The organism is Klebsiella grimontii (assembly GCF_900200035.1).
Classification (GTDB): domain Bacteria; phylum Pseudomonadota; class Gammaproteobacteria; order Enterobacterales; family Enterobacteriaceae; genus Klebsiella; species Klebsiella grimontii.
On record NZ_FZTC01000006.1, the window covers coordinates 33,051 to 58,294 of the forward strand.

Consider the following 25,244-nt stretch of genomic DNA (forward strand, 5'->3'; position numbering starts at 1 on the left):
TGGGCTCCTTTTAACAAAAAATAGGTGTATTTATGTCTGCTACCGCAATGGAAAAGCCAGGCGCTTATGAAAAGCTCGGGCTCAGGGAGAAGATCGGCTACGGCATGGGTGACGCCGGGTCGGGAATGATATGGAGCGTCCTGGCGCTATATCTGACGTGGTTTTATACCGATGTTTATGGCCTGAATGCCGGGGTGGTTGGCACATTATTCCTGGTTATCCGTATCTTTGACGCTTTTAGCGATCCGCTAATGGGGGCAATCTGCGACCGCACCGTCTCGCGCTGGGGTAAATTCCGCCCATGGTTATTATGGATGGCGTTTCCGTTTGGCTTGGGCGCGGTACTGATGTTTACTACCCCCGATCTCAGCATGAACGGCAAGATTATCTATGCCTGGGTCACCTACCTTGTCATGTCGCTGATTTACACCGCGATTAATATTCCCTATTGCTCAGTCGGCGGCGTGATTACCCTCAATCAGAAAGAGCGTATGGGCTGTCTGTCCTGGCGCTTTTTCCTTAATGGCCTGGCGACATTAATTATTTCCTCCTCTATTCTGCCGTTAACGGACTGGCTGGGTAACGGCGATCGCGCCTCCGGTTTCCAACTGACCATGATCATTATGGGCGGCGCGGCAACGCTAATGTTCCTGTTCTGCTTCTCCAGCATTAAAGAGCGGGTGGTGTCGGTGAAGCAAAACGAGTCGTTAAAGAAAGACCTGCGCGATATCATCAAAAACGATCAGTGGCTATTGATGATCTCTATTACCTTCCTGAACGTTTTCCCGGCATTTATCCGCGGCGGTGTAACCATCTATTATGCTACCTATGTGATGAAGGCGTCTGTCGGATTTATTACCTTCTTTATGGCGCTGGGCGTGGCCTGTAATATGCTGGGCAGCGTGCTTGCCAAACCGCTTACCGATCGTTTTGATAAGCTGGCGCTGTTCCGCGTTATTAATATTATCCTTGGTATTCTCTCGTTTGCGCTGTGGTTTATTGATCCGCAATCGCTGACCCCGCTGATGACGCTGTTCATCATTATTAACGTCCTGCATCTCATCCAGTCTGGCCCTATTCTGTGGGCGATGATGTCCGACGTCGACGACTACGGCGACTGGAAATTTGGTAAACGCCTGACCGGTATCTCCTTCGCCGGTAATCTTTTTATGCTGAAAATGGGGCTGGCGGTGGCCGGCGCTATCGTCGCCTGGATTCTGGCGTTTACCGGCTATGTCGCGAATGAGCCGCAGCAAAATTCGCAAACCCTCCAGGGCATTATCGTGATGTTCTCCCTGCTGCCGATGGTGAGCTATTTCATCAGCGCGTATCTGGTGCGCTACTTTAAGCTCAATAACGCTTTTCTTGAAAGAATTAAAACGGATCTGGCAAAGCGCGAGCTGGAAAAAGGCCGCGGTTAATGATCGGGAGCGCAGAGTATCGGTTTTATTCAACAATGATATATCTACGATTTAAATATTTTTTATTGATTTCCATTTAATATCAAAGGAGGTTTTATGGTGCCTGAAAATTATTATGACGTCACGCGGTGGCCGGTGGGTAATCCCTATCAGGATATTGGCGAAGTGATTAATAGTATTATCGCCGATATTAAATCCCGGCAAACCGAAACCGATATCAACGACGGTGGAAAACCGGGCGCCGCTATTTTTATCCCGCCCGGCGATTATCATCTGACGACGCAGGTCTTGATTGATATAAGCTATTTAAAAATAATGGGCGCCGGGCATGGTTTTGTCTCTTCAAGTATTCGCTTTAATACCCCTGCGGATGAATGGGCGAACCTGCACGATCTGTGGCCGGGCGGGAGCCGTATCCTGGTCGATCTCTGCCCGCAGGACGGCGATGAAGAGCACGCCGGCGCCGCGTTTTATGTAAAGCGCAGCGGGGCGCCGCGTATCAGTTCGGTCGCGTTCGAAAACTTCTGTATTGATGGCCTGCACTTTGTTGATGATGGGCTGGGAAACAACGACCCGGAAAATACCTACACCAACGGTAAAACTGGAATTTATATCGCCAGCGCGCAGGACGCCTTTCGGATCACCGGGATGGGGTTCATCTACCTCGAGCATGGCCTCACCGCGTACAACAGCGATGCGATGGCGATCCATAATAACTTTATTGCCGAATGCGGTAACTGTATCGAGCTCCGCGGCGCTGGGCAGGCGTCAAAAATAACCGATAACCTGATTGGCGCAGGCTATAAAGGCTATTCCATTTACGCGCAAAACTTCGGCGGGTTATTAATTTCTACCAACAATATTTTCCCGCGCGGCGCCAGCAGCGTCCACTTATCCGGCGTTGTACGCTCCTGCGTCACCAGCAATCGATTCCATTCGTTTTATCCAGGCATGCTGATAATGGAGAACAACTGCGCGGAGAATCTGATCTCGGCAAACCACTTCTTGCGCGATCGTGAGCCCTGGCCGCCGATGCAGGCTTATGACAATGGGCGGGATGATACCTATGGCTTGCTGTATATTGAGGGAAGTAATAACTCGATAATTGCCAATCATATTTCCGAAACCCTCGATGTCCAGTATCTCAAGCCGCGGGGAATAAAGCCGATCGTCATCCGTCTTGTTGCCGGTAAGGAAAACTACCTTGCCAATAACCATATCGTGGCGACAACTGAGGCGTCGGCGGCGCAGGCGCAACCGTCGGAAGAGGATGCCTGTTTTGCGGCGCAGGTCAGCGCCTTGCTCACCACGGACAGATTAAAAGCCCTCGATGCGGTCGCCGTGCTGGTAGAAAAGAGCTCTGCGCAAAACACGATACTGGATAGCGGAAGCGACAGTCAGGTGCTGATGGACAGGGCGGTAAACGCCTTCAGGGCCACGCCCGTTCCCGGAACGATTTAACGCTCTTCAACCTCAAGCGGTGGCCCCGCTAAACGCAGCGGGGCCGTCATGGATTTAATCGAGATAAAACACCTCTTTAAGCTCCGCGCTTACCGGGCTGTTATCCGGGTTGGCGGGCATCACATCGCGCATATGGCGCCACCAGCGCTGGCACACCTCCGTGTTGGCGACGGCGTCCCAGCGCGCTTCCGATTCAATCTCCACCGTGGCGAACAGCAGGTTGCGCTGTTTATCGAGATAAATCGCGTAGCGGTGCGCGCCGTGGGCCTTCAGCACCGCTTCGAGCTCCGGCCAGATGGGGTTATGACGGCGCTGATACTCTTCATGCGCGTCCGGGTTGACCTGCATGACGAAAGCTTTGCGGATCATAAGGCCTCCAGATAGAGCTCGCGGACTTCATCGCGGCTGGCGGCGCGCGGGTTGCACGGCGCGCACGGGTCGGCCAGCGCTTTGTCCAGCCAGCCTTCGATATCGGCTTTGCTAACGCCAAGCTGGCTGAAGCCTTGCGGAATGCCGACGCGTTTGCTCAGCGCGCGGATGGCGTTAATCGCCTCCATGCTGGCCGCCTCATCGCTCATGCCGCGGGTATCGACGCCCATCGCCTGCGCCACGCGGGCGAAACGGGAGATGGCGTTCGGGCGGTTAAAGTTTTCGATGATCGGCAGCAGGATGGCGTTGCACACGCCGTGCGGCAGGTTGTGGGTGGCGCCCGGCTGATGGGCCAGCGCGTGCACCAGGCCGAGACCGGCGCTGTTAAACGCCATGCCCGCCAGATACTGGCCAAACGCCATCTGCTCGCGGGCTTCAAGGTTATGTCCGTCGTCCACGGCTTTCGGCAGCCACAGGTTGATCAGGCGAATCGCCTCCAGGGCGTTGGCGTCGGTCAGCGGATGCGCGCCAACGGACACGAAGGCTTCAATGGCGTGGGTCAGCGCGTCCATGCCGGTGGCGGCGGTAATGGCGGGCGGAATATCCAGCATCACGCTGGCGTCATCGACGGCAATATCCGGGATGATATTGGGGTCGATAATCACCTCTTTCACCTGGCGCTCGGCGTCGATGATCACCGCGTTGCTGGTCATCTCCGCCGCCGTTCCGGCGGTCGTGTTGATCGCCACCAGCGGCACGCCGGGGTTGGTCACTTTGCCGACCCCGGAGTAGGCGGTCGATGGCCCCGGGTTGGCGGTGAGGATTTTGACCGCTTTGGCGGTATCAATCGGGCTGCCGCCGCCGAAGGCGATAAGGTAATCGCACCCGGCCTCGCAATACGCCGCGTAGCCTTTTTGCACCAGCGCCTCGGTGGGGTTAGGGAACACCTCGTCAAACAGATGGTAAGCCATCTGCTGTTCATCCATAGCGGCGAACAGGCTGTCGAGCAGCCCCAGCTTCACCAGTTGGCCGTCGGTGACGATCAGCGCCTTGCCCCAGCGTTTACCCGCCACCAGCTTGACCATATCGCCGATTGCGCCTGCGCCGTGAAGGCTGATTTTGGGCAGTGCCAACATAAAACTCATGATAATTCTCCTTAATATTGATTTTGGGAAATCCGTTTCCCCTCACCCATCCCCGGGTCGCGGCTGGCGCCTTACCCGGGCTACAGGGTGGGCCGGTAGCCCGGACAGGTGCGTAGCACCGCCTCCGGGATTGAGGATGAGGGGGAAATTAAATTCGTCTTCGCTGCATCATCCGCCGGGTAATAATCGGCAGCGAGATCACCACGATCAGCATCGCGCCGATGATGATCGACATCACGATCCCCGGCACGTTGAGCAGGCTCAGGCCAAACGTCACCAGCCCCATCAGGAAGGCGGCGATAATCACCCCCACCATGCTGCCGGAGCCGCCGAGAATATTGACGCCGCCGAGCACCGCCATGGTGACGACCGCCAGCTCCCAGCCCATCGCCAGCGTCGGACGCGTGCTGCCGAGCCTCGAGGTCAGCAGTACCGCCGCCAGCCCGGCCATCAGCCCGACCAGCGCGAACAGCATCAGATTGTGGCGCTTAACGTTGATGCCGGAGAACCAGGCCCCGGTCGGGTTATTGCCGATGGCGTAGGTCCGGCGGCCAAAGTTGGTTTTATGCAGCAGGAAGGTAAAGGCGGCGGCGAGGAGGATAAACAGCGCGAACTCAAAAGAGAGCGCCCCCCATACGTAGCCCTGGCCGAACCAGGCGAAGCTCTCCGGGTAGTGGTTGAGCGCCTTGTCGCCGAGCAGAATGTAGGTTATCCCGCGATACAGGCTCATGGTGCCGATGGTGATGACGATCGACGACAGGTTAAAGCGCGTCACCAGGATACCGTTGAACAGGCCGCACAGCAGCCCCACGCCCAGCCCGACGGCCACCAGCAGCGGCGTATCCATACCCGCCGCCGCGCAGAAGCCCATTGCCGTTGAGCTCAGCGCCATCGTCGACGCCACCGAAAGGTCGATCTCTCTGGCGATAATCAACATCGCCATCGGCAGCACGATGATCGCTTTTTCGGTGAAGTTAAACGTGGCGTCCGACAGGTTCCAGATATTAAGGAAGTAGGGCGACGCCAGGGCGTTAACCACGAATACCGCGAGGGTCACCGCCAGCAGAAACCCTTCCCAGCACAGCAGACGACGCAGCGGCGACGGCGCGGCCGGGGCGCTTTTCATCTCTTCAGACATCATTATTTTGCTCATGATTTCACCGCCTGTTTCTGCCGCGCCAGCGCCGCGTTGCGCAGGATTAACCGCCCGTGGGTCTTATTGCTGCGCTCGTTAAGCAGCACCGCAATCACGATCACCGCGCCGGAAATGGCCATTTGCCAGAACGGCGAAATGCCAATCACCGGCAGCGCGTTATTGATAACGCCGAGGAACAGCGCGCCGCACAGGCAGCCGATCACGCGACCTGTTCCGCCCATGGTGCTGATGCCGCCGATGACGCAGGCGGCGACCACTTGCAGTTCAAAACCGTTGGCGACATCGACATAGGCGACGGCGAAACGCGAGATCCACAGATAGCCGCAGAACCCGGCCAGCGCGCCGGAGAGGCAGAAGCTGACAAACTGCATTTTTCCGGCGTTAATCCCGGTGTAGTACGCCGCCGTCGCGTTGCCGCCCGCGGTGTACAAGGCCCGGCCGGTACGGCTGTAGCGCAGGAAATAGCCCACCAGCAGCAGCGCGGCGATGGCGCACCAGCTCAGCAGCGGCAGCCCCAGCAGCGAGGCGCGCGGCAGGCCGAGAAAATCGGCGCTCATCTGGTGCGAGTTCACCCAGCCACCGTCGGAGAGCAGGAAGATAATCCCGCGGTAAATACTCATGGTGCCCAAGGTGACCACGATGGCCGGAATACCGAGCCGCCAGACCAGAAGACCGTTAATCATCCCCATCAGCAGGCCCAGCAGGGTCGCCAGCGCCAGCAGCGCCGCCACCGGGATACCCGGATAGTGGGCGTTGAGCAGGGCGACGATCATCCCGGTCAGCGCCAGGTTGGCGGCCATCGACAGATCGATGCCTTTGGTGAGCAGCACCATCATCTGGCCGAGGGCGAGGATGATCAGAATGGCGGTGTCGTTAAACATCTCCACCAGATTGCCCGGCGAGACGAATGACGGCGCCCGGCTGCCGATCGCACCGATCATCAAAATGATGACCGCCGCCAGCAGCGCTTCGCGGTGTTTCAGTAGTTGTCGCCACATTACGCTGCCTCCTGACCAATGCCGCTGGCGGCGCTGACGATGGTTTCCGCCGTCGCTTCACCGGCGCGGTACTCGGCGACCATCAGCCCTTCATGCATCACGATAATCCGGTCGGCCATACCCATCACTTCCGGCAGCTCCGAAGAGACCATAATCACCGCCAGCCCCTGGCTGACCAGTTCGGACATAAACTGGTGCACCGCCGCTTTGGAGCCGATATCGATGCCTTTGGTCGGTTCGTCGAGGATAATCACCTCGGGATGGGTCGCCAGCCATTTACCGATCACCACTTTTTGCTGATTGCCGCCGGAAAGGGTCTCCACCGCCTGCCGCCAGCTAAAGGCCTTAACCTGCAGGCGCGAGGCGTACTCATCCGCCAGCCGCCATTCGCGGGCATCGTTAAGCACGCCGCCGGGGTTCAGTTTGCTGAGCTGCGGCAGGCTGATGTTCTGGGCGATCGGCAGGGCGATAATCGCTCCCTGCTTCTGCCGCTCTTCCGGCACGCAGACGATACCGGCGCTGATGGCGTCGGCGGGCTGGCGAAAGCGCATCGGTTTGCCCTTCAGCACGATATCGCCGGAAGAGGGATGCGAGACCCCGGAGAGCGCCTGCATCAGCTCGGTGCGCCCGGCGCCCACCAGGCCGTAAAAGCCAAGAATCTCCCCTTTGCGCAGGCTGAAGCTGATATGGGCGAACTCGGTGGGGTGGCAGAGGTCTTTTACCTCCAGCACCGTTTCTCCCGGAATACAGTCGACTTTCGGATAGGTTTGGGTAATCGCGCGGCCCACCATCATCGCCACCATCCGCTCTTCGGTGATGTCGTTAATCGCGCCGGAGCTGACGTACACGCCGTCGCGCAGAATGGTGTAGTAGTCCGCCAGCTCGAAAATCTCATCGAACTTATGCGAGATAAACAGGATCGCTTTGCCGTCCTGCTTCAGGCGCTCAACGATTTGATAAAACTCTAGAATTTCATGCTGCGAGAGCGCGGCGGTCGGCTCATCGAGGATCACCACCTGGGCTTCAAAGGAGAGCGCCCGGGCAATGGCGACCATATGGCGCTGGGCGATGCTGAGGGTTTTCAGCGTCGCGCGCGGGTCAATCTGCACCTCAAGGCGGGTGAGAATTTCGCTGGCTTTGCGGTGCATGGCGGGCCAGTCGAGCTTCTTCAGCAGGCCGCGATGCAGATACTGGCCGACGAAGATATTTTCGCTGACCGAGAGTTCGTCAAACAGCACGGTTTCCTGATGAATCGCGGTGATCCCGACCTTGTGCGCCGACTCCGGGTTCGGCAGTTGGATAGGGATCGCTTTATAGAGAATCTCGCCCTCTTCGGGCTGATAAATGCCGGTCATCACTTTGACCAGCGTCGATTTCCCCGCGCCGTTTTCGCCGATTAAAGCGGTCACTTTGCCGGGCCACAGATCGAGCTGCACGTTTTCAAGGGCGCGCACACCGGGAAAAACCTTGGTGATGCCCTTCAGCGACAGCAGTGGGGTGGATGCTGACATGATAGTTCTCCGTAAAATTACCCTTTACCCTCCCCCAAAGAGCGAGGGAGGGGGTTGTTCCCTCGCCCTTGAGGAGAGAGGGCCGGTAAGGGGGATCAGAAGATTTTTGAGAACTTATCGATGTTGCTGGCATCGTAGACGAACGGCTCGGCCATCGCGCCGCTACCGTCGGCGTCCAGCTTCACTTTGCCCAGCTTGCCCATATTGGCTTCGGTTTTGGTCGCCGTGCCTTTGACTAAATCGTCGGCCAGATACGTGGCGGCGTAGCCGAGGTCAATCGGGTTCCAGATGGCGAAGCTTTTGCTGGCGCCGGACTTAATCGCCCCGGCCATTTCCGACGGCAGCCCCAGCCCGGTGACGTAGACCTTGCCGATTTTGCCCTGATCTTTTACCGCCTGCGCGGCGGCCACGATCCCCACCGACGAAGGCGAAACAATCACTTTCAGATCCGGGTATGACTTCAGCAGGCCCACCGCTTCGCGGTAGCTTTTATCCGACAGATCGTCCCCGTAGGCGACGGTCACCAGATTGACGGACGGATACTGCGGCAGCACCTTTTTCATCTCCTCAATCCAGATGTTCTGGTTGGTGGAGGTGGGGGTGGCGCTTAAAATCGCCACGTCGCCTTTTTCTACGTTCAGCGCCTTCAGCGCATCGGCGGCGAGCTTGACGTTGGTTTCGCCAATCAGCGCATTGTTGGATGGGTTAAGGTGGATCTGGCGGCCCGCTGGCGCGACGCCGGAGTCCCAGGAGACCACCTTAATACCGCGCTGCATCGCTTTTTTCAGCACCGGCACCACGGCGTCGGGATCGTTAGCGGAAATGGCGATCGCATCCACCCCCTGGGCGATCAAACCATTGAGCACTTCGATCTGCGCTTCGGCGGTGGTAGTGGTCGGGCCGGTATAGATCACTTTGACATCGCCTAACTCTTTGGCCGCCTCCTGCGCGCCGACGTTCGCTGCTTCGAAGAATCCATTTCCCAATGATTTCGCCACGAGGGCGATTTTGACTTCGGCTAAAGCGGAACCGGACAACGCCAGGATGGCAACGGTGAGGATCAAGCTTGTGTTTGTTTTCATTGCTTTTACTCCACATGAGTTAGTTTTGTAGGGTTTGCAGGTGATTTTTTCGCCCCGTCTCGGTGAGCGGGGCGCGATGTTGTTATTGATAAAGGTCTAACGCGGACTGCAGGGGGTGAACGTTGAAGCGTTTGCCAAGAGCTATCAGCTCTTCGCGGGTGATGGTTTGTTTCATCCCGCCCATTGAATAGACTTTCACCAGCACCTCGGCGGATTTCTCAGCGGTATCGATCAGGCCGAAGGTTTCGTCCAGATTGGGGCCGCTGCCGAAAACGCCGTGGAACGGCCACAGCACCAGCGAATGTTTCTGCATCGCCTCGGCGGTGGCCTGGCCGATTTCGTCGGTGCCCGGCACCATCCACGGCAGGATGCCGACGCCGTCCGGGAAGACCACCAGACATTCGGTGCTGCCTTCCCACAGCTTGCGGGTGAACAGATCGCTGCTGTTCTCCAGCACGTAAGTCAGGGCGATCAGGTTGGTGGCATGACAGTGCATGATCACCCGGTCTTTGCCGTTGGTCAGCTTGATGCGCTCGCTGTGCGACAGGAAGTGCGCCGGCAGCTCGGAAGTGGGCACCGCGTCGTTGGTCAGGCCCCACAAAATATGGTATCCCGCGCCGTCGCTGTCGACTTTCACCACCCCGAGGTTAGCCGCCGGGTCGAGCTGGACGTTACGGAAGAATTTACCGGAACCGGTGACGATAAACGGCTGGTTAGCCAGCGTCGGCATCGGCTGGCTCAGGGCGATATAGCGCGGTTTGGCGTGAAAATCCGCCGCGTAGGGTTCAATATCCGCTTCGTCCAGGCGCAGCGTCAGGTTGCCGCCGTTGCGCTCGTCCCAGCCTTTTAGCCAGGCGTCGGAAGTGGCTTTAATCATGCCCTGGACGAACCAGGCGTCGATAATGGTCTGCATAGTCTTGTCTTTCCTGTTGATTCGGCGCGGGGTTGGCCCCTCACCCTGAATATGTGCGAGCCCCCGGATTGCGCCGTAAACGGCTTATCCGGGCTACCGGTTCGTAGCCCGGCCGCGACCCGGGGAACGGCCAGGCATTACCCGCGCTGGCTCAGAACCGCATTTTCATAAGCGCGTACGTTATCCAGCCACTGGCTGCCCGCCGGCGTATCGTGACGCTGACAGTACATCTCCCAGATGGCCTGCCACGGCAGGCACTTCTGCTCTTCCAGCAGCGCCAGACGCGCGGTGTAATCGCCGTCGGCTTCCAACTGACGCAGCTGGGCGGTCGGCTCCAGTAGGGCGCGCAGCAGCGCTTTCTTCATATTGCGGGTACCAATAACCCACGCCGCGATGCGGTTAATCGAAGCGTCGAAGAAATCGAGGCCGATATGCACGCGGTCGAACAGATCGTGACGGATGATTTCGCTGGCGATGGCCTGGGTTTCGTCATCCAGCAGCACCACGTGGTCGCTGTCCCAGCGTACCGGGCGGCTGACGTGCAGCAGCAGGCGCGGGATATAGAGCATCGCGGCGGAGATCTTGTCGGAGATGACCTCCGTCGGATGGAAGTGGCCGGCATCCAGGCACAGGGCGGTCTGGCGGCTGGTGGCGTAACCCATGTAGAACTCGTTGGAGCCGACGGTGTAGCTTTCCGCGCCGATACCGAACAGCTTGCTCTCCACGGCGTCGATGTGGTGTGCCGGGTCGAGCTTTTCGCTAATCACTTCATCGAGCGCGTTCAGCAGGCGCTGGCGCGGCGCGAAGCGGTCGACGGTAATATCCTTCATGCCGTCCGGGATCCAGATATTCATCACCGATGGCGTGCCCAGCTGCTCGCCGAAGTAAGCGGAAATACGGCGGCTGGCCTTACAGTGATCGATCCAGAACTGACGGATTTCATCGTTGGCGTGCGACAGCGTAAAGCCGTCGGCGCTTAGCGGATGCGAGAAGCAGGAGGGGTTAAAATCCAGCCCCAGCTTGTTGGTTTTCGCCCACTCAACCCAGTTTTTAAAGTGCTCCGGCTTAATTTCATTGCGCGATACCGGCGTGTCGGACTCCAGATAGAGCGCGTGCAGGTTCAGGCGTTTTGGCCCGGGGATCAGGCTCATCGCCTGCTCAAGGTCGGCGCGCAGCTCGCTGGCGTTACGCGCTTTGCCCGGATAGTTGCCGGTGGCCTGAATACCGCCGGTCAGGCTTCCTTCCGGGTTTTCGAAACCGACGACGTCATCGCCCTGCCAGCAGTGCATGGACACGGGCAGGCGATCCAGCTGGCGCAAGGCCTCCTCGACGTCCACGCCGACGCTGGCGTAGCGCTGTTTGGCAATTTCCCAGGCTTGTTCAAGTTGAGTGGTCATGCGCAAAGCTCCTTGTTCTGTTGTGGCTGAAACTGCGCGACGAAGCGGGCAATTTCATTTTCAGGATTAGGGGTAAAGGTAGTGAGGGCGTAGTTTTGTCGTACCACCTGACGGAATTCATCGACGTTGTTCAACTCATCCAGGGTCATCAGCTGGATACCAATATTGCCAAGCGTGGAGGCCTCAACCGGGCCGGCAACCACGGTGATGCCGCAGGCGTCGGCGCACAGCTGGTTAAGCAGTTCGTTCTGGCAGCCGCCGCCGACGATATGCAGCTGGCTGAACGGCTGACCGCGCAGCGCCGCCAGCTCGTTGAGCACCCGGGCGTAGAGCAGCGCCAGGCTGTCGAAAATGCAGCGCGCCAGCTCAGCGTCGGTATCAGGAACCGGCTGCCCGGATTCGCGGCAGGCGGCCTGAATTTCCGCGCTCATGTCGTCCGGGTTGATAAAGCGGTCATCGTTACAATCGATGACGAAGCGGCAGGCCGGAAGCGCGGCGGTACGCGCGATCAGCGCCGGCAGGTCGCTGACGTTTTGCTCCCTGAGCACCCGCTGTAGCAGCCACAGACCCATAATATTTTTCAGCACCCGATAGCGGCCTTCGGCGCCGCCTTCGTTGGTAATATTGGCCCTTAGCGCCGCATCGCTGGTGCAGGGGATTTTGCTTTCAAAGCCCATCAGCGACCAGGTCCCGGAAGAGAGATACGCGGCGTTTTTGCTGGCCAGCGGCGAGGCGATAACCGCGCTGGCGGTATCGTGGCTGGCGACGGCGACCACCGGAATGTGATTGCCCTGCGGGCAAATCCAGTGGCCGATGACGTTGCCGGGATGGGTCGGCGTACCGAACCATTCGCGCGGCGCGCCGCTCCAGTTCAGCAGGTCTTCATCCCAGCTATCGCTGTTGATGTTGACCAGCTGCGTGGTGGTGGCGTTGGTGTATTCCCAGTTCATGTTGCCGGTCAGGCGGAAGCTAAAGTAGTCCGGGATCAGCAGCGCGTGCGCGGCCTGGCTGACCAGCTCCGGCTGCTGTTCAACCAGCGCGCGCAGCTGATAAAGGGTGTTAAACGGCAGAAACTGAATGCCGCTGCGGCGATAGATTTCCGCGCGGCCCAGCTGGGCTTCGGCGTGGCGCATCAGGCCCTGGGTGCGGGAGTCGCGATAGGAAACCGGCAGGCCGACGCGCTGGCCCCGTTTATCCAGCAGGACATAATCCACGCCCCAGGTATCAATGCCGATGCTGTCGATCAGGATGCCTTGTTCGCAGACCTTCTCCAGACCGCGGCGAATTTCCCCTTCCAGGCTATCGAGATCCCAGCAGTCGAAGCCATCGACCTTCTGCAGACTATTGGTAAAGCGGTGAATTTCGCGCAGGGCCAGGGTTTGCTGGCCGGGTTGATAGCTGGCCAGCATCACCCGCCCGCTGGAGGCGCCTAAATCGACGGCGACACAATGACGAAGACTCATGGGAAGATCCTTGTGAAAATCATTGCATGCAGTCTAAAAAAGTCGCGTCAGGCTCACCTTCTTGTTACTGACAGGGAAAATTGGCCGCTGGCAAGAAAGCAAAGGTGACCGTGAGAGAGGTCACAGTTTCGTTTTCTCCGCGGTGGCGTGAGGGATGTGATGTTGTCCGCAGTTCCCGATCTTTCCCGTCATTTCTTGAAAAAGCGGCAGGCTTTACGATTTTTACGGTCAAAAATTGAAGGCCGGATCGCCGCCCCTTAATTACTATTTGCTCCACTGATTGATAACATTTCTCATTTCGAGGAGCTGCTATGACCATGTTGCACAGTGTGGATTTCTTTAAGTCCGGCGTTTCAGCTGTCGCCATTGAGCCGCGGCTCCCGCAATCCGCTTTTCCCGAACATCACCATGATTTTCATGAGATTGTTATTGTGGAACACGGTACGGGAATTCACGTTTTCAACGGCCAGCCCTACACCATCAGCGGCGGTTCTGTCTGCTTTATTCGCGATCACGACCGCCATCTCTACGAACATACCGATAATTTGTGCCTGACCAATGTGCTCTATCGCGCGCCGGACGCGTTTCGCTTTTTGTCCGGCCTGAACGCGCTGCTGCCGCAGGAGCAGGAGGGAAATTACCTTTCGCACTGGCGGGTTAATCAGAGTGCTTTGCAGCAGGTGCGCCAGATTGTGGAGCAGATGGAGGAGGTCGGCGCGGATGCGGATATGCACGCTATCGCCAGCCGCGAGATTTTATTTATGCAACTGCTGGTGCACCTGCGTAAAAGCAGCCTGGCGGAAGGGGCGTCGGACAACGAGGCGCGGCTGAACCATTTAATGGCCTGGCTGGAAGATCATTTTGCCGAAGATATCTGCTGGGAAGAGGTCGCGGCGCGGTTTTCACTCTCCCTGCGAACCCTGCATCGCCAGTTAAAACAGCAAACCGGGCTGACGCCGCAGCGCTATCTGAATCGGGTGCGGTTGATGAAGGCGCGCCACCTGCTGCGCCATAGCGATGACAGCGTGACCGATATCGCCTATCGCTGCGGATTCGGCGACAGTAACCACTTTTCGACGCTTTTTCGCCGGGAGTTTGCCTGGTCGCCGCGCGATATTCGCCAGGGACGCGACGCCATTCTTCAGTAACGCGAGAACAGTCAACGTTTTAGCAGGCATAAACGCGAATAATGACTCGTTTTTTCGCGTTTGGAGTTGATGTCGTGGCAGCTCAGCTGATTCTTCGCAAAGATGAATTTTTCGCCTCTCCCGCTCAGGCGGTGGCGGTAGCGGATCGCTATCCGCAAAACGTCTTCGCCGAGCACACCCACGAGTTCTGCGAACTGGTGCTGGTGTGGCGGGGGAACGGCCTGCACGTCCTTAACGATCGCCCGTGGCGCATTACCCGCGGCGATCTGTTCTATATCCGCGCGGAAGACAAACACTCCTACGCCTCGGTGAACGATCTCGTCCTGCAAAACGTCATTTACTGCCCGGACCGGCTGCGGCTTAACTTTGACTGGGCGGCGCACATTCCCGGCCTGTTCGGTACTCCGTGGGTTCCGCACTGGCGGATTGGCAGCAGCGGCATGGCGCAGGTCAGGCAGGTGATTACCCAGCTTGAACATGAGAGCAGCCGCAGCGATGCGCAGGCCAATAATATGGCCGAGCTGCTGTTTGCCCAGCTGGCGCTTATTCTTCAGCGCTATCGCTACGCCACCGATAATCTGGCGGCGACGCAAAGCGAAGCGCTGCTCGATAAGCTGCTCACCGAGCTGGCGGGCAGCCTCAACCGTCCCTTCTTTCTTGACCGTTTTTGCGAGCGGGAAGGGTGCAGCGAACGCGCGCTGCGCCAGCAGTTTCGTCAGCAGACGGGGATGACCATCAACCACTACCTGCGCCAGCTGCGCATCTGCCACGCGCAGTATCTGTTGCAGCATACTGAACGGCTGATTGGCGAGGTGGCGATGCAGTGCGGATTTGAAGACAGCAATTACTTTTCGGTCGTGTTTAACCGCGAGATAGGCATGACGCCGGGGCAGTGGCGGCAGCGCAGTCGCGTAGTGGTCTGATTGATTAGTTTTTGTAATGTATTTTCTGAAATGTTTATTCTGCATTTAGTAAAAAACAAAATAAATATTTAATGCTCTGTGGAATAAATCACAGTTATTGCCCTTTTTTTACTCTACACTCGCTGTACTATTTTCACGGAGGCCTTATGTTAACCTCATTGATATTGCGAGTATTAAAAAGCATGACTTTAATTTTGCTTTCAATCGATAGCAAAATTAAAGTCATGCTTGCTGATTCATGCTGGTTTAATTCCGTCAACGACCTGGCTGAAAGTGATATTGCTCCTGCGCCTTGTGATGAAATCCAGATAACCCAGAAGTGGTCCCAGCTTTGGGATTGCGCGGGCCAGGCGCTGTGTTCCGGGTTTAGCCAGGCCGTTCAGAAAGAGGGGCACTGCCGCCGCTTGCTGCCGCAGGCTTTACTGTGCTCGCGTAAGCGCGATGAACTGGCGTTCAGCTTCCGTATTTCCAGCCTGCATCAGCTTGTAGTGTGCCGCCACGCCAGCGGTGCCGATAGCGACAGCGTCGCAAATAACCCAATTTGTTTTTCTCAAAGCACAATGCGCATTCTCGCCATTGTGCTTTTTTTATCGCCTGAATCGACCAGAAGGATGCGTTATGTACATTGTTTGTGTAGCTGCTTGCCCAACGGGCGTGGCCCATACCTATATGGCTGCGGAAGCGCTTGAAATGACGGGTAACAACCGCGGTCATGAAGTGAAGGTTGAGACGCAGGGGAGCCTCGGTGCGGAGAACGTTATTACCGATGACGACCTGATGCGGGCGGATGCCGTCATTATTGCCGCCGATGTCGCTATCGATGGTAAAGAACGTTTTGACGGCATGATTAAGCTGGAGTGCGCCGTTTCCGATCCGATTAAATTTGGCGATGCCGTGTTTGAAGCGGTGGAGCAGGAGGTCGCCAATGGCTAAGTTTCAGGGGGGAGGGAAGCCTTCGGCGGGCGCTGAAGTGAAAAATGCGATTATGACAGGTGTTTCCTGGATGCTGCCGTTTGTCATTGCCGGTGCGGTGTTAATGGGGATTGCGCGTATCGGCGCTTCTGCCTGGGGCATTGATAATATCTGGGACGCCAGCCATGAGCAGGCCGCCAGCATCGTGGTACAGGCGCTGCATAAGTTCGATGGTTTTGGCGGTCTGGCGCTATCCCTGATGCTGCCGGTGGTGGCGGGGTATATCAGCTTTGCGCTGGCGAATAAGCCGGGCCTGGCGCCGGGTATGGTCGGCGGGCTGCTGGCCAGCAATCTGGGAACCGGCTTTCTGGGCGCGCTGGCGGCGGGATTTGTCGCAGGCTATATCGTGCGGGCGCTCAATCGCTACGTAAAACTACCGAAAGCGCTGGCCTCAGCCGGGCCAATTTTTATTCTGCCAGTGGGCGGGACGCTGCTGACCTGCATCATTATGGCTTTTGTGATTGGCGCGCCGCTGGCGGCACTGAATCACGGTATGGAAAGCTGGCTGCTGTCGATGTCCGGGACAAATAAGGTTCTGCTGGCGGCGGTGATTGGCGGGATGGTGGGCTTTGACCTCGGCGGGCCGGTCAACAAGGCGGCGGTTACCACGGCGATGGCGCTGCTCGCTTCCGGTATTTACGATCCCAACACCGCCGCGCAGGTCGCGATAATTGTGCCGCCCATTGGTCTGGGCGTGGCGACGTTAATCTGGTCATCGCGCTTCCCTGAATCGCTACGAGAAGCGGGAAAAGCCTCGACGTTAATGGGACTGATCGGTGTTTCAGAAGGGGCAATTCCTTTTGCGCTGGCAAACCCGCGCATCATCATCGTTAACGTTATTGGCTCTGCCGTGGGGGCGGCGATGGCGGTAGGGCTAGGCTCGGTAAACCACGCGCCAATCTCTGGATTCTATGGCTGGCTGGCCGTTGAGAGCTGGCCCGTTTATGTCCTGTCTATCGCCTGCGGCTCAGCGATAATCGCAGTAGGATCGCTGCTTATTTTTCGCGGGGTTGCGGAGAGTGCAGAGAAAGACAGCGTGAAAAAAAACTCACCAGCGCCCAAATTTAAAGCCAGTCGATAGATGCGCGCTACGCGCCTCTGAATTTAAATTTTTTCTATTCAGTGTGGATAAATATTTGCACGGGATACGCATGTCTGAAAACAGGAATATAACTAATGAAAACCGTTCATTTAATTCAGCATACGCACTGGGATCGCGAATGGTATTTTACGGAGAATGATTCTCAGGCCCTGCTTTATTATTTTATGGCCGATCTCCTGCAACGTCTGGAAGCCGATGAAACATTAGGTCCGTTTATGCTTGATGGCCAAACCGTAGTGCTCGAAGATTACTTTCAACTGGCACCGGAAAATCGCGAACGCGTGCAGGCGCTGGTGGCGGCAGGGCGGTTGTTAATTGGCCCGTGGTATACCCAGACGGATTTTCTGGTGGTCGGCGCGGAGTCCATCACCCGCAACCTGCTGCTGGGAACGCTGGACTGCGAAAAAATGGGGCCGCGTATGGCCGTGGGCTATATTCCGGACTCCTTTGGCCAGAGCGCGCAGCTACCGATGTTCCTCAATCAGTTCGCCATTGAGCATGCCGTGATCTGGCGAGGCTGGAGTGAATACGATAGCGAAAACAGCGAGTTTTGCTGGCGCAGCCAGGACGGTAGTTGCGTCACGACGGCAGTATTACCTCAGGGCTATGGTTGTGCGAAATGGCTGCCTACTGAGCCGGAGCAGGCCTGGCCGCGGCTCTCTGCGATCCTCGAAAAGCAGGGCCTCTTTAGCCGGAGTTCGCAGCTATTACTGCCCAACGGCAATGACCAGTCGCCTTTTGAATATGGTGTACCCGCGATGCTGGAGGCGCTGAACGCCCGGCAAAATCACTATCATTTTATCCGCAGTGATTTTAAGCGCTATTTTACCGCTCTTGCGCAGTCCGGCACGCCGCTGGATACCTTTGAAGGCGAGCTGCTCAGTCCAAAATATATGCGTATCCATCGTGGGATTTTTTCCACCCGAATGGATATCAAACAGGCGAATGCCCGGCTGGAGAATTTCCTCAGCCGCCAGCTTGAACCGCTGCTCAGCGTCGCTTGGCGCCTGGGGCTTCCATATCCGCAGCAGGCGGTAGAGGCCATCTGGCGCGAGATGATGAAATCTCACGCTCACGATAGCATCGGCGGGTGTAACTCTGACCGGGTTAACGCGATGGTAAAAGCCCGGCTGTTATCTGGCCAGGAGAAAGCAAGCCAGCTCTATGAACTGAATATGCAGATGCTGGCGAAAGGGATCAGCGCGCAGCAGCAGGGTAAGAAAATCCTGGTTTTTAATGCGTTGCCCTACACACGTGATGGCCTGGTAGCGCTGACGCTATACCTTCCCGGCGCTGATTTTCGCATTGTTGATGGTGATGGGCAGACCTGCCGTTGGCAAATCTTGCGCGAAACATCACAGGACATGTCGGTCATAGTCCAGGAGCTGTCGAACAGTAGCGAAGCGGTTTTTTATCGCAAATGCGAAATCTTACTGGAAGCCTCCGCTCTGCCCGCCTGCGGCTATACAACGTTTTATCTGCAAGAAGGGAGGGCGTGTGATTTTGCCGCTCCGTCATCGGCAGACAGCGCGCTGGAGAATCCCTGGCTGCGCCTGACGCTTGAGCAGGGGCGCATCGTTCTGCTGGATAAACGCAGCGGTAAGCGCTGGGCGGACTTAATCCAGTTGGTGGATGGCGGCGATGCGGGGGATACCTATAACTATTCCCCGCCGGAAATTGACTGGCGCATTAGCGCGGAAGGGGCGCTGGTGTCCGTCGCCTGGCAGCAGGGCGCGTTGGCCGATACGCTGGCGCTGAGCTGGTCTATTGCTGCTCCGTTGACCCTGGAAGATCGCCTGCGTCGTCAGCGTAATGCGCGGCTCGACGTCAATATGCTGATTACGCTGGAGCATCAACGTCCCGTGCTTGATGTGCAGGTTCACGTTAACAACACCCTGCGCGATCATCGCCTACAGGTTGAAATACCCACTGACATCGCGCAAAGCGTCCATTTCGCCGATCAGCCGTTTGGCCTGATTCACCGCGATAATCGGCCTTCAACGCTGGATGTCTGGCAACAGGAAAACTGGAGCGAAGCGCCGACCGCGCTCTGGCCGATGCAAAGTCTGGTTATGATGCACGATGGACAGCAAGGCATGAGCGTGGTGACGGAGGGATTACGCGAATATGAGATCCCCGAGGAACGTCCGTCCGTACTGGCGATCACCTTGCTGCGCAGCGTGGGATGGCTGGGGAAAGCCGGCATGCCCTGGCGACCGGGCCGGGCTTCCGGTATGGCTCTCCCCTCGCCGGACTCGCAAATTGCAGGTGAATTCACCGCCCGATTCGCCCTGATTCCGCTGCACGATGGTGAAAGCCCGAACTTCTGGCGCGAAGTGGAGGCCTGGCGTACACCTGCTATTGGCTGGCTGGATTCAGGCTGGGCGCGATTCAAAACCAACCCTTCAGAACAGACCTTCCCGGCGGCGTACAGCCTGCTGCGCTGGGATACGGCGCTGCATTTCAGCACCTTGAAAAAGGCACAGTATGAAGAGGCATTAATTTTGCGTGGCTGGAACCCTGGTTCGCAGCCGGTTAGCAGCCTGACGCCTGAAACGGTTGATGACCTGTGCGAGGTCACGCTCGCCGAACAGCCTTGCGCCCTCCCTCGCACATGCGTGCCCGCCTGCGCACCTGTTACCTGGCGCATTGCGTCGAACTCTAGAGGATAACGTTGTGTTGAAGATTTCTTTTATCTGCCCGCTGGAAAACGGGCTACATGCGCGACCCGCCAGCGAACTGGAGCAACGCGTCAACGCCTTTAGCGCCCGGATTGATCTGTGTAATTTGCGTAACCAACGACGGGCGGATGCGCGCAGCGTGCTGGCGATGATTGGTGCGGATGTGGTCTATCAGGATCCGTGTGAACTGGTGATTGATGGCCAGGATGAGGCGGCGGCGTATCAGGCGCTGAGGCGGTTTATTCATGATGAATTGGCCGGGTGCGATGCGCCCGTTGCGGTGGTTTCAACTCGCTCTGAGCAACCTTTACCGGTGTTCCTTGCGCAGACAACTTCGCCTTTTGTGCGCGGCAACGGCGTGAGCCCGGGGCTGGCCCTTGGCAGGACGATGCTGCTGGGAACGGTCGATCTGTGGGCGCTGGCGCAGCAGCAAGAACCAGAAGAATCCGCAGCTCAGCATAACGCCATGCAACATGCGCTGCTTCAGGTCCGTCAGCAGCTGCGCCAGGAGCATCAGCATGCACAAGGGGACGCGGCGTCGGTGTTACAGGCGCACAGTAAGCTGCTGGATGACGCGCTTCTGGAAAGCACATTACTCGCGCCTCGCCAGCAGAGAAATACCCTGGCGGCGCTGGCGGCGGCGTTGGATGAGCTTTGCGCTCCTCTGCGCGAAAGCAGAAGCGTCTATTTACGCCAGCGGGTGCTGGACCTGCAGGATCTCGGGCTGCGTCTGGCGGCATATCTGACAGCGCAGCCGCTTACTACGCTTGCGCCTTTGCTTCAGGATACGATTGTAATAAGCCCCGCGCCGATGACCCCTGGCCAGCTTCTGGCGCTGCGTGGCCCCAGGCTGAAAGGGATTATTATGGGCGATGGCGGCGAAACGTCGCATACGGTGATTCTGGCGCGTTCGTTTGGTATCCCGCTGCTCAGTCTGCCTGTGGCGGAATCGGGGTCGATACCGGGTGGTGAAACGCTGCTGCTCGATGCTCGCCGTGGCGTAGCGATCCTCTCACCGGACGCGGTGGCGCAGCGTTGGTATCAGCTGGAAACGGAAAAACATCAGCGTATTGCTAACCGCCTGCAACCGTTTATCGACCAGCCAGGGGTCATGCAGGATGGCGAAGGCGTTACGCTGCTGGCGAATATAGCCCTGGCTGCGGAAGCCGATTCGGCGTTTGCTGCCGGAGCGCAGGGTATTGGGCTGTTCCGTACGGAAATGCTCTTCTGCGAACGCAGCTCGCCGCCCGACGAAGAAGAGCAGTACCAGGCTTATCGTCATGTGCTGGAGCAGGCGCAGGGCCGCAAAGTGGTGATCCGCACGCTGGATATTGGCGGCGATAAGCCCTGCGACTACCTGAATTTACCTGAGGAAGAGAATCCGTTCCTCGGCTGGCGCGGGGTTCGCCTTTATCCCGCATTTATGGCCCTTTTTGTCACCCAGATGCGGGCGCTTTTGCGCGCCAGCGCCGTCGGGCCGTTGCATATTATGGCTCCGATGGTGGCGACGCTTGAGGAGATTAAGTGGTTGCATACGCAGTTCACGCAGACTCAGGCTGAGCTGACGGCGCAGGGTGTGGCGACCGGAACCTGGTCACTGGGCATGATGGCTGAAGTCCCCTCGGTGCTTTATTTACTGGATAAAGCCGCCGCCTGGATTGATTTTGTTTCCATTGGCAGTAACGACCTGGCGCAGTATTTTCTCGCCTGCGACCGGGGCAATGCCAGCGTACGCCATCTTTACAATTACTTTGATCCGGCATTTTTGCAGCTGCTGCAAGAGATGACGGCGCGGGCGCATCGTGCAGGCGTGGAGATTAGCCTGTGCGGAGAAATGGGCGGCGACCCGCAGGCGCTGCCGCTGCTGCTGGGGGCCGGGCTGCGCCATATCAGTATGTCCGCCAGCCGTATCGGTAGCGCGAAAGCGCAGTTAACAACGCTTTCCGCCGTTGAATGCCAGCAGATGCTGAAACAGGTCGTGGCGGCCGAGAGCGGGCAAGATGTGGTGGCCCTTTTGCAGAAACAGTCGATAACTACCTTTCCGGTATTCGATCCCCGGCTGATCCTGCTCGATCGGGGCATTGACGCTAAGGCTGAGGTGATTAAGCGCCTGACCGACAACCTGGAAATTGAGCAGCGTGCGCGCTGTGGTGCGGAGGTGGAAGCGGCAATCTGGCAGCGCGAGGCCATCTTTTCAACCGCCCTGGGTTTTGCTATCGCGCTCCCCCACTGCAAATCGCCCGCCGTTACCAGCAGCAGCGTATCGGTTATGCGTCTCGCTTCACCGCTGGCGTGGAATGAGGAGGTTTCCGTATCGCTGATAATTATGCTGACAGTGAGTGAGGAGGAGAAAGGTGACCATATGAAAATATTTTCTCGGCTGGCAAGAAAATTAATGCATGCTGATTTTCGCCAACAATTGCTGGAGGGCAATAACCCGCAGGCGGTTGCCGAATTGCTGCAACGGGAAATTGCGATGTAATTATTTAGCCGTTGCTAAAAGTTAATTTATTGATGTGCTGATTTTTACTGCTTTCAGGGCAGCGGCATCGTGCTGCCTTTATTCACTACGTAATCAGGAGGAGAAACATTTCTTTAGTTAGCTTTCTTATTTTAATAAATTAATAAAATGGATGATTCTTATGAAAAAACAATACCTCTGTGGACTATTTTTAGCAGCAAGTTTTTCCTCGCACGCCACCTATATTGATTACCGGCATGAGTGGCTGGGCGATCAGCATAAACAAGAAGATCGTATCAAAATGGGGCATTCTTTAAATAACGGTATTTACTTTAGCGTTGAGGGGAAGTGGGAGAGTAAACAGGGCGGCTTCTGGGATAATCTCTCCTCAAAAGGGAACGAATTTGAACTTGGCTACAAATATAAGCTACTGGACAATCTCTCCATTACTCCCTCGTTTGCGCTGGATTCGGGGGAACGCGATACGGCATACAAGTTTAGTGTGAAGAGCGTCTATAACTGGACCGATGCTTTCTCCAGCGGAGTTCGGCTGCGCTACGCTGTTCGCGACTATGAACGAGAGTATGATCCCGATAGAGCCAGCCAGCACTACTGGCAGGCAAACTTCTATCTAGGCTACCGGATTTATGACGTCTCTTTTGATTACGATTTTGAATATAAATTCGATACCGACTATCCAGCCTTACGCGGAAAAGAAAAAGATTATGTGCATAATGTGACGGTGGCCTGGAGAGGAAACAAAACCTGGGTGCCTTACGTCGAATTAGGGTATGTTTCATATGATGATGGTTCATATGTAAAAGATGGCAAAACTTATCGTGATGCCTGGGAGATGCGTTATCGCGTAGGTATTACCTACAACTTCTAATTATTTTTATCTAAAAATAAGGAGATGCAATGAGAGTAATTTCCATTGCTGGAGTAGCGGCGTTTTTTCTCTGTACGCACGCGGCTATGGCTACAGAAAATTATCAATACCGTGTCGCATTTATGCCGGATATCCATTTTCATGACGTGTACGGCGAATTTCAGGACGGCGCATTTAGCGGGCTGAAGAATAGCAAGAGCGGGCAGAATGCGATGATTCGCACCATGTATGCGCAGCTTACGTCAACGCGATTATTTAATGAAAACTACTTTGCCCTGCGCGCGGCGCTGGATGACGCCGGGAAAAAGGGGATAAAACTGATCGCGCTGCCCGGAGACTTTAGCGACGATGGACAGTCTGTGCATATTCGCGGACTGGTGACCCTGCTGAAGGAGTATGAGCAAAAATATGCCATGCGATTCTTTGCAACGCCGGGTAATCACGACCCGAACCGACCCTTTGATTTACCTGATGGGGAAGAGGATTTCTTAGGGCAGGGAGGGAAAACGCAGCGGATTTTTAGTTTTGGCGCCAAAGAGTGTACAGGCTATCAGGGGAAAACCGCACTTATTCCAACAGGTGCGGAATTGCCGACTATCTGTAGCGAGGAGATGGTAAGCCGCGGCTATGAGTACATTATGCAAATGATGGCGCCGTTCGGTATCGATCCGCAGCCTGAAGATATCTATTGGGAAACGCCTTACTCATCCTATGGGCAGCAGGATTACACGTTTGACAAAGCCAAACAGGCCAGCGACTTCCGCCAGCGGCAGTATGAGATTTGCGCCCAGGGAACCGGCGGTGCATATCGGCAACCGGATTATGGCCCCTGTTTTACTGTCGCTGATAGCAGCTATCTCGTTGAGCCGATACCGGGTCTATGGCTGTTGGCCGTTGATGCGAATGTCTACGTGCCGCGCGAGGATGCGGATCTGACGAATCCGCAGTCTGCTAAAAACTTCGCGGGTTCAGGTGACGCAGGCTACAACAAAATGCTCACTCACAAGCAGCAGGTGGTGGCGTGGATGACGTCCGTTGCCATGCGGGCAAAAGAGCAGAAAAAGACGCTGATCACCTTTAGCCACTTCCCGATGGTCGAATTCGATAACGGTGCTGCTGGCGATCTGGAGTCCATCTTTGGCGAAGGTAAATTTCAGTTGAAGAGGGCCCCGAAAGAGGATACCAGTCATGCGTTAGCGAAGACGGGTATTGGCGTACACGTAGGCGGACATATGCACTTTAACGATACCGGCGTGCGTAAATATCCTGACGGTAGCCTGCTATTTAATATTCAGGCGCCTTCCATGGCGGCCTACGTTCCGGCGTATAAAATCCTCAATTTCTCTAATCGGAGCGAGATTGATGTTCAGACCGTTATCCTGGACAGCGTGCCGCGCTTTAATGAGCTTTTTGAACACTACCAGCAAGAGTGGGAGCATCTGAAAGCCACAGGTTCTCCGCACCTCTGGAACAAAGCGGTGCTAAGCGCGAAGGATTATTATGACTTTACCAATTGGCATATCACCGAACTTACCCGGCTGCGTTTTATTCCCGAAGAGTGGCCATGTGAAATTCGTCAGATGCTTTTTAGCCTGAACGGTGCGGAAATGTTGACGCTGAGTCAGTTGAGCAGCCATACCTCTTACCATGATGTTCTGACCGTCCCGATGAGCAGCGATCGTGCCGTTTGCGCTAAAGGAGATGCACCGCCTGTTAGGGCTATCGGGCAAATTTATCTGCAAAAGAATGCCGCAGCATGGCAGCTTGCGCAGCAAAAAGCCCAGGCTTTGGCCCAGGATGCTGGTATGACGCTGGATCAGTTCGCCTCATGGAATGGCTTTGATTTGGCAGTGGATTTTTATCGTCTGCGCAATGCCGATGAGCTGGCGCTGCGCGATATTTCCGCACAACGCTTACGCGAATATCAGCTGTTGACTCGCACCCTGGCGCAGTCGTTACCTGCTGAGGCCTCGGCGCTGACGGCGGATAGCGGCTTCGAAGCCATCTTCCGCCTGCGCTTTGGCAGCATTTTTAGCGTGATAGATAAATATCTGCGGGGTAACCCCTCACGAAATTTCCATCTGAATAGCGAAACGGGTGAAATCTCCGCGCGTTAAAACCCTGCCCCTGCCCGATACGGCAGGGGCGTAAA

Annotated in this window: 20 protein-coding genes; 11 read left to right on the top strand and 9 right to left on the bottom strand. The window is 56.6% G+C overall.

Features of this window, described 5'->3' with window-relative positions:
* Nucleotides 1–32 precede the first annotated feature (32 nt).
* Together KOSB73_RS01685 and KOSB73_RS01690 are read left to right on the top strand one after the other, a co-directional pair.
* Nucleotides 33–1,421: a glycoside-pentoside-hexuronide (GPH):cation symporter gene (locus KOSB73_RS01685; protein ID WP_024360585.1), complete on the top strand. Its 1,389-nt coding sequence runs from the start codon at nucleotides 33–35 to the stop codon at nucleotides 1,419–1,421.
* Nucleotides 1,422–1,517: 96 nt separating this feature from the next.
* A complete protein-coding gene (locus KOSB73_RS01690; protein ID WP_049088285.1) occupies nucleotides 1,518–2,882 on the top strand; it encodes a NosD domain-containing protein in 1,365 nt (454 codons plus the stop codon).
* Nucleotides 2,883–2,936: 54 nt separating this feature from the next.
* Here KOSB73_RS01690 and rhaM read toward each other — a convergent pair whose 3' ends face one another.
* The 9 genes from rhaM to rhaB all read right to left on the bottom strand — a co-directional run bounded on the left by rhaM (nucleotide 2,937) and on the right by rhaB (nucleotide 12,916).
* Nucleotides 2,937–3,251, bottom strand: a complete 315-nt coding sequence (gene rhaM / locus KOSB73_RS01695; RefSeq protein WP_004870631.1) for an L-rhamnose mutarotase — start codon at nucleotides 3,249–3,251, stop codon at nucleotides 2,937–2,939.
* Complete coding sequence (fucO, locus tag KOSB73_RS01700; RefSeq protein WP_049085925.1) at nucleotides 3,248–4,396, bottom strand: lactaldehyde reductase; 1,149 nt, start codon at nucleotides 4,394–4,396, stop codon at nucleotides 3,248–3,250. Before fucO ends, rhaM begins: the two co-directional genes overlap by 4 nt.
* Nucleotides 4,397–4,544: 148 nt before the next feature.
* Nucleotides 4,545–5,549: an ABC transporter permease gene (locus KOSB73_RS01705; protein WP_004870627.1), complete on the bottom strand. Its 1,005-nt coding sequence runs from the start codon at nucleotides 5,547–5,549 to the stop codon at nucleotides 4,545–4,547.
* On the bottom strand, nucleotides 5,546–6,550 hold the full coding sequence (locus KOSB73_RS01710; protein WP_098140191.1) for an ABC transporter permease: 1,005 nt from the start codon (nucleotides 6,548–6,550) through the stop codon (nucleotides 5,546–5,548). Before KOSB73_RS01710 ends, KOSB73_RS01705 begins: the two co-directional genes overlap by 4 nt.
* Nucleotides 6,550–8,061 carry a sugar ABC transporter ATP-binding protein gene (locus KOSB73_RS01715; RefSeq protein WP_049085924.1) on the bottom strand — a complete coding sequence of 504 codons (1,512 nt, stop codon included), beginning with the start codon at nucleotides 8,059–8,061 and terminating at the stop codon, nucleotides 6,550–6,552. The genes KOSB73_RS01710 and KOSB73_RS01715 overlap by 1 nt, the downstream gene beginning before the upstream one ends.
* Nucleotides 8,062–8,156: 95 nt before the next feature.
* Complete coding sequence (gene rhaS, locus KOSB73_RS01720) at nucleotides 8,157–9,143, bottom strand: rhamnose ABC transporter substrate-binding protein (RefSeq protein ID WP_004127197.1); 987 nt, start codon at nucleotides 9,141–9,143, stop codon at nucleotides 8,157–8,159.
* Between the two features lie 82 nt (nucleotides 9,144–9,225).
* Nucleotides 9,226–10,056 carry a rhamnulose-1-phosphate aldolase gene (gene rhaD / locus KOSB73_RS01725; protein ID WP_004870621.1) on the bottom strand — a complete coding sequence of 277 codons (831 nt, stop codon included), beginning with the start codon at nucleotides 10,054–10,056 and terminating at the stop codon, nucleotides 9,226–9,228.
* A 137-nt stretch (nucleotides 10,057–10,193) separates the two neighbouring features.
* Nucleotides 10,194–11,453, bottom strand: a complete 1,260-nt coding sequence (gene rhaA, locus KOSB73_RS01730) for an L-rhamnose isomerase (protein ID WP_024360580.1) — start codon at nucleotides 11,451–11,453, stop codon at nucleotides 10,194–10,196.
* Complete coding sequence (gene rhaB / locus KOSB73_RS01735; protein ID WP_098140192.1) at nucleotides 11,450–12,916, bottom strand: rhamnulokinase; 1,467 nt, start codon at nucleotides 12,914–12,916, stop codon at nucleotides 11,450–11,452. Before rhaB ends, rhaA begins: the two co-directional genes overlap by 4 nt.
* 311 nt (nucleotides 12,917–13,227) lie before the next feature.
* Here rhaB and rhaS (KOSB73_RS01745) point away from each other — a divergent pair, with 311 nt between their 5' ends.
* From rhaS (KOSB73_RS01745) to KOSB73_RS01780, 9 genes are all read left to right on the top strand, one after another.
* Nucleotides 13,228–14,064 (top strand): HTH-type transcriptional activator RhaS, encoded by an 837-nt coding sequence (gene rhaS, locus KOSB73_RS01745; protein WP_024360579.1) that lies wholly within the window; start codon nucleotides 13,228–13,230, stop codon nucleotides 14,062–14,064.
* A 41-nt stretch (nucleotides 14,065–14,105) separates the two neighbouring features.
* The gene (rhaR, locus tag KOSB73_RS01750) at nucleotides 14,106–14,987 is read left to right on the top strand and encodes an HTH-type transcriptional activator RhaR (protein ID WP_165774976.1); all 882 of its coding nucleotides are present in this window, start codon (nucleotides 14,106–14,108) and stop codon (nucleotides 14,985–14,987) included.
* A 146-nt stretch (nucleotides 14,988–15,133) separates the two neighbouring features.
* Nucleotides 15,134–15,676, top strand: a complete 543-nt coding sequence (locus KOSB73_RS30595; RefSeq protein WP_133116560.1) for a hypothetical protein — start codon at nucleotides 15,134–15,136, stop codon at nucleotides 15,674–15,676.
* Complete coding sequence (locus KOSB73_RS01755) at nucleotides 15,606–15,920, top strand: PTS fructose transporter subunit IIB (protein ID WP_098067505.1); 315 nt, start codon at nucleotides 15,606–15,608, stop codon at nucleotides 15,918–15,920. Before KOSB73_RS30595 ends, KOSB73_RS01755 begins: the two co-directional genes overlap by 71 nt.
* A complete protein-coding gene (locus KOSB73_RS01760) occupies nucleotides 15,913–17,040 on the top strand; it encodes a PTS fructose transporter subunit IIC (RefSeq protein WP_098067506.1) in 1,128 nt (375 codons plus the stop codon). The genes KOSB73_RS01755 and KOSB73_RS01760 overlap by 8 nt, the downstream gene beginning before the upstream one ends.
* 95 nt (nucleotides 17,041–17,135) lie before the next feature.
* Nucleotides 17,136–19,733 carry a glycoside hydrolase family 38 N-terminal domain-containing protein gene (locus KOSB73_RS01765; RefSeq protein ID WP_098067507.1) on the top strand — a complete coding sequence of 866 codons (2,598 nt, stop codon included), beginning with the start codon at nucleotides 17,136–17,138 and terminating at the stop codon, nucleotides 19,731–19,733.
* Nucleotides 19,734–19,737: 4 nt separating this feature from the next.
* Nucleotides 19,738–22,224, top strand: coding sequence for a phosphoenolpyruvate--protein phosphotransferase (gene ptsP / locus KOSB73_RS01770; RefSeq protein ID WP_098140193.1), 2,487 nt, complete (start codon nucleotides 19,738–19,740; stop codon nucleotides 22,222–22,224).
* A 160-nt stretch (nucleotides 22,225–22,384) separates the two neighbouring features.
* Nucleotides 22,385–23,092, top strand: coding sequence for an oligogalacturonate-specific porin KdgM family protein (locus tag KOSB73_RS01775; RefSeq protein ID WP_098140194.1), 708 nt, complete (start codon nucleotides 22,385–22,387; stop codon nucleotides 23,090–23,092).
* Nucleotides 23,093–23,121: 29 nt separating this feature from the next.
* Complete coding sequence (locus KOSB73_RS01780; RefSeq protein ID WP_098067510.1) at nucleotides 23,122–25,209, top strand: metallophosphoesterase family protein; 2,088 nt, start codon at nucleotides 23,122–23,124, stop codon at nucleotides 25,207–25,209.
* Nucleotides 25,210–25,244 lie beyond the last annotated feature (35 nt).